Source organism: Streptomyces sp. UNOC14_S4 (assembly GCF_020740835.1).
GTDB lineage: Bacteria > Actinomycetota > Actinomycetes > Streptomycetales > Streptomycetaceae > Streptomyces.
In genome coordinates, this window is sequence record NZ_JAINFC010000530.1 from 1 (window position 1) to 5,053 (window position 5,053).

Consider the following 5,053-nt stretch of genomic DNA (forward strand, 5'->3'; position numbering starts at 1 on the left):
GTGGTGTTGGTGACGGTGGCGATGGCGTCCGGATCGGCGAAGAAGGCGGTGGTGTCGTAGTCGTCGGCGGAGACGACGGGGGTGCTGGTGTCGATCGTGTGGGTGTTCATCAGTGCTGCTCCAGACCGCGTGTGATGATGCCGCGAAGGATTTCGTTGGTGCCGCCGCGCAGCGTGTAGCCGGGGCTGTGCAGCAGGGCGAAGGCGAGCAGTTCGGCGTGGGTGCCGGGGGTGGCGTGCGGGTCGGCCGGGGTCGGCAGGACATCGCGGACGATGTCGGTCAGCGTGCCCTCCAGGCGGGTGCCGAGGTCCTTGACCAGGGCGGCCTGGACGTCGGGCGCGTCCCCGGCGTCCAGCGCGGCGGCCACGCCGAGGGACAGCCGGCGGATGCTGTGCAGACGGGCCGTCAGAATGCCGATCCGCGTGAGTTGCCCTTCCGCGACGGAGCGCTGCTGAAGTTCACGGAGCAGGGAGACCAGGAGGGGGAACGTGGAGAGGTAGCGTTCCGGGCCGCTCCGTTCGAAGGCGAGTTCGCCGGTGACCTGCTTCCAGCCGTCACCCCGCCGCCCGAGCAGCATGCCCTCGGGGACGTCGACGCCTTCGAGGTGGAAGGCGTTGAAGCGGTGCTCGCCGCTCATCAGCCGGATCGGCTCGACCCGTACGCCCGGGGCGCGCAGGTCGACGATGAACTGGCTGAGGCCCGCGTGCTTGTCCTCGGCGTCGTCGGTACGGGCCAGCACGATGGCGTAGTCGTTGACGTGGGCGCCGCCGGTCCACATCTTGGTGCCGGTCAACCGCCAGCCGTCGGCTGTGCGTTCGGCGCGGGTACGCACCGAGGCGAGGTCGGAGCCGCTGCTCTTCTCGCTCATGCCGATGGAGAAGAAGCACTGCCCGGCGGCGATCCGGGGCAGGAAGAAGCGGCGCTGCTCCTCGGTGCCGTGCCCGAGAACGGACGGGCCCGCCTGCCGGTCGGAGACCCAGTGGGCGCTGACCGGGGCACCGGCGGCGAGCAGTTCCTCGATCACCACATAGCGCTCCAGGAAGCCGCGGCCCGCGCCGCCGTACTCGGTGGGCAGGGCCATGCCGACCCAGCCGCGTTCGGCGAGGCGACGGCTGAAAGCGGGATCCCAGCCGGCCAGCCAGGAGTCGGGGCGGCCGAGCACGGTCCCGCGGTCGCGCTCCTCATCGAGAAAGGCGCGGACCTCGGCACGCAGGAGACGGGCCGATGCGGGCAGGGCCACGTCGGGGAACGCGATCGGCGAAAGCGTCGAAGAAGACATGAATGATGAGCTCCCGAGTTGGTGAATCAATGGGTGCGTCACGGAAGACCGGTCAGTCCGCGGAGCGCAGCAGGGAAGAATCGAAGCCGACTTCGCCGAGAACCTCGTCGGTGTGCTGGCCGATGGCCGGGCAGGGCCGCAGCTCCGGCTCCGGGTCGGCCGAGTAGCGGACCGGCCGGCCGATCACCCGGTAGGGGCCCTCGGTGGGGTGTTCGGCATCGCGCAGCAGGCCGCCCTCACGGGCGTAGGCGGTGGTGGCGGCGGACTCCAGGTCGAGCACCGGAGCGGCGGCGATGCCCACCCGGTCGCAGAACTCCTGCCATTCGGCACTGGTGTGACGTGGCGTCAGCTCCGCGAGCAGTGGATAGAACTGGTCGGCGTTGCGGGCCCGGTCGGGGCCGGTGGCGAAGCGCGGGTCGTCGGCCAGGTCGAGGCGGCCGACGAAGGCGGTGAAGTCCCGCCAGTTGCGATCGCTGTGCGGCAGGATGCACATCCAGCCGTCGGCGGTGCGCTGAGCGCGGCGCTCCGGGCTGAGCGAACGCGCCGAACCGAACGCGCCGTCGGGCTCCAGGGCGGCCGCGCCCAGGTGCTCGACCAGGTTGAAGGCGAGCATGGTGTCCGCCATCGGGACCTCGATGTGCTGGCCGGTGCCGCCGTGCTCCCGGTAGTGCAGCGCGGCGAGCACCGACTGCGCGATCTGCATGCCGCAGATCTTGTCGGCCAGCACGGTGGGAACGTAGTGCGGCCGGCCGGAGACCTTGTGGTTGAGCCAGACCAGGCCGCTGGCCGCCTGGATGATGTCGTCGTAGGCGGCGTGGGTGCCGTAGCGGCTGTCGCTTCGGAAACCCTGGGCGTTGGCGTAGATCAGGCCGGGGTTGACCGCCGCGACGTCCTCGTACCCGAGGCGGAGACGTTCCAGGGCCTGCGGACGCAGGTTGGTGATGAAGACGTCGGCGGTGCGCAGCAGGGCGAGCAGGGCGTCGCGGCCGTGCGGGGCCTTGAGGTCGATGACGACGCTGCGCTTGTTGCGGTTCAGGTTCAGTGCCGCGGCGCCCATGCCGGGGTGGCGCCGCGGAGGGTAGTGACGTGTCATATCACCGGTGGGCGGCTCGACCTTGACCACGTCGGCGCCCAGGTCGCCCAGTTGCTGCGCGGCGTACGGGGCCATGATCACGCTGGCCAGTTCGATGACACGGACTCCGGCGAGGAGTCCGCGTCCGGACGGGCCGCTCGATTTCTCGGACATCTTCCGGTACCTCCGGGTCAGCGCCACTGGAGCTCGGCGGACCCGAGCGGGGACCGTCGGCCGGTCTGGGGGACCGTGCGCCCGCTGTACGCGAACGGCGTCGCCGGTTCGGTGAGCGGGCCGAAGTCGGTCGCGGTGGTCGACAGCGCGGCGAACGGCGCACCCCCGGGCCGGGGCAGGTCGAGCACGTCCTCCCGTGCCAGCAGCCCGAGTTCCTGCACCCAGTGACACACCCCGGCCAAGGTCACGCGGATCCGCCACGAGCCGCCCTCCACCGCACGCCGGCGCAGGACCGTGGCGACGGCGGCGGCCCCGAGGTAGGCGGCGAGATAGTCGTTGAGCAGGTACGTCGGCGGCAGCGACGGCCGGTCGGTCCACTCCTCGACGGCGAATCCGGTCGCAGAGCAGGCAAGCTGATCGAACCCACCACGCTCGCCCCAGGGCCCGTCGACGCCCCAGGCGTGGTATTCGAGGGCGATGAGTCCGGGGCGGCGCCGGACGAGCTCCTCGGTCGACGCCCCGTGCCGGGCGAGTCCCCGGTAGGCGTGCACGAAGACGTCCGCGTCCTGGAGCGCGTCGTGGAAGGCCGCACGGTCGCGGGCGTCGCGCAGGTCGCAGTAGGCGTTGCGCTTGCCGCCGCCGGTCATGGCGATCATCGGGATCGGGTCGGGGCGGTCGGGGCGCGTCAGGTGCAGCACGTCGGCGCCGAACTGGGCGAGGAGCCGCGTCGATACGGGGCCCGCGATGACATGGGTGAGATCGAGCACCCGTACACCCGCGAGCGCCTCATCGTCCTCGCCGACCGGTTCCAGAGGCCGGACCGGTCCGTCACCGACGCGTTCGATCTCGACGACCGGGCGCCGCGCCACGTACCGCCCCGCGGGGTGCGCGAGCCACTCGTCCCGGCTGCGCACCACGCAGGCGACACCGCCCCGCGCGCAGATGGCCTCCTCCAGCGTGAAGGCGTCCCAGTCGGCCGCGGCCCGCGCGATCGCGACCTTGTCGAGCCCGCACCTCAGCACGGAGTGGACCGCGTCCCGCAGGTGCGGATAGGTGGTGATGATGAAGATCCACCGTCCGTCGCGCGCCCGGTAGAAGTCGTTGTTGCCGAGCAGTGCCGGATCGTCGAGGAGAGCACCGATCGGGCGCCCCGACAGCGTCGTGTGATACGTCGCCATGAGCTGGTCGATCGCGGCCCCGGCCTGGACCCCCACCTTCTGGGGCCGGTGGCCGCGCTGTTCGCCGAGTGCCGCCGTCTGCTGCCCGAAGACACCGATCGCGGCGGACATGGCATCGGCGAGGCGGTGCACCGAGGGCACCAGGGGATCGGCCCCGACGACGGTGATGTCCTCGGCGCCCCGGGCCGGATCGGGGTCGCCGAGGGTGTGCAGCAGCCGGGAGACGATCTCGCCGGTCGTGGTCAGCGTGTTCGAAGTCATGCCGGGATGCTCGTTCCCGGCACCGCGCGAGCGCCCGGATTCACGGATATCCGTGAACCGATGCGGACGTCATGTCCGCCCCTCCTGGATGTGCGCGAGAAGCCGGGCCGCCGCCCGGTCCAGACGCAGCCGCTCCGAGCGGCTGCGACGCCGGTGGATCAGAGCCAGGGCCCCCGTGACGACGGAGCCCTCGGTGACGGGGATCGCGAGCGCGCTGACCTCGGGGTCGGCCAGTCCCTCACTGCGGCTGATCCGCGACGCGCGGATCGCCGGAAGAGCCGAGCGGAACTCGGCGACCGCCTCGGGATCGTGGCGGGCGAGCTCGTCGAGCAGCCCACGGCGCTCCGCCTCGTCGGTGAAGGCCAGCAGCAGACGCCCCGCGGCGGTCCGCAGCAGCGGCCGGGCGACGTGCCCGTCGGCGATCGGCACGAGGCGGGGGATCTCGTCCTCGCCGCCGCGCGCGAGGTGCACGGCGTCGAGCCCGACCCGCACCGTGAGCAGCACCGGGGTACCCGCGACGCGGCTCAGTTCATTGAGCTCGGCCTGACTGATCCTCGGGACGACCCGGCCGGCGATGAGGTTGAGGACGTGCGGGGCGGGACCGAGCCGGAATCTCCGGTGCTGCTCCAGCAGGAAACCGGTCGCGACAAGGCCGTTGACCAGATCCTGCACCGAACTCGCCGGCGCCCCGACCGTCCGTGCCAGCTCGGCCACGGTCACCCCGTCCGGTGCCCGCGCGGCGGCCTCCAGGATCCACGCGACTCTGTCCACCGTACGGTGCCGCTGCCTCATCCCCGCCCCGCCTTGTCTTTCTTGTGCCGACCACGTCGATCATTTCAGCAAGTCGGGCTTCTCGCCGTCGCCGCCTGCGACGGGAGCGGGAGCGGGAGCGGCCTTCGGCCGCGTCCTCGGGGTGAGGCTGGGCGTTTCCGGGGGGCTTCGCCCCCCGGGCCCTCTGCGCCCAATGCCGTTGCTTTTGTGGTTACTGCCACCTGTGGTTGAGCGTGATGATGACCGGCGAACGGCGGTGGCTGGGTGGCTCACCGGGGGCTTTGCTGCTGTACGGAGTGATGCACGACCGCACTTTGC

At 71.6% G+C, this 5,053-nt stretch carries 4 protein-coding genes; all 4 read right to left on the minus strand.

Translation table 11 applies throughout. The features are described 5' to 3' along the window. Positions 1–109: 109 nt before the first annotated feature. The gene (locus K6I34_RS31295; RefSeq protein ID WP_229331233.1) at positions 110–1,279 is read right to left on the minus strand and encodes an acyl-CoA dehydrogenase family protein; all 1,170 of its coding nucleotides are present in this window, start codon (positions 1,277–1,279) and stop codon (positions 110–112) included. A 52-nt stretch (positions 1,280–1,331) separates the two neighbouring features. Continuing rightward, the gene (locus K6I34_RS31300; protein WP_229331234.1) at positions 1,332–2,525 is read right to left on the minus strand and encodes a CaiB/BaiF CoA-transferase family protein; all 1,194 of its coding nucleotides are present in this window, start codon (positions 2,523–2,525) and stop codon (positions 1,332–1,334) included. A 17-nt stretch (positions 2,526–2,542) separates the two neighbouring features. Then, on the minus strand, positions 2,543–3,964 hold the full coding sequence (locus K6I34_RS31305) for a CoA transferase (RefSeq protein ID WP_229331236.1): 1,422 nt from the start codon (positions 3,962–3,964) through the stop codon (positions 2,543–2,545). 69 nt (positions 3,965–4,033) lie between these two features. Further along, positions 4,034–4,756 (minus strand): helix-turn-helix domain-containing protein, encoded by a 723-nt coding sequence (locus K6I34_RS31310; RefSeq protein ID WP_229331238.1) that lies wholly within the window; start codon positions 4,754–4,756, stop codon positions 4,034–4,036. Positions 4,757–5,053 lie beyond the last annotated feature (297 nt).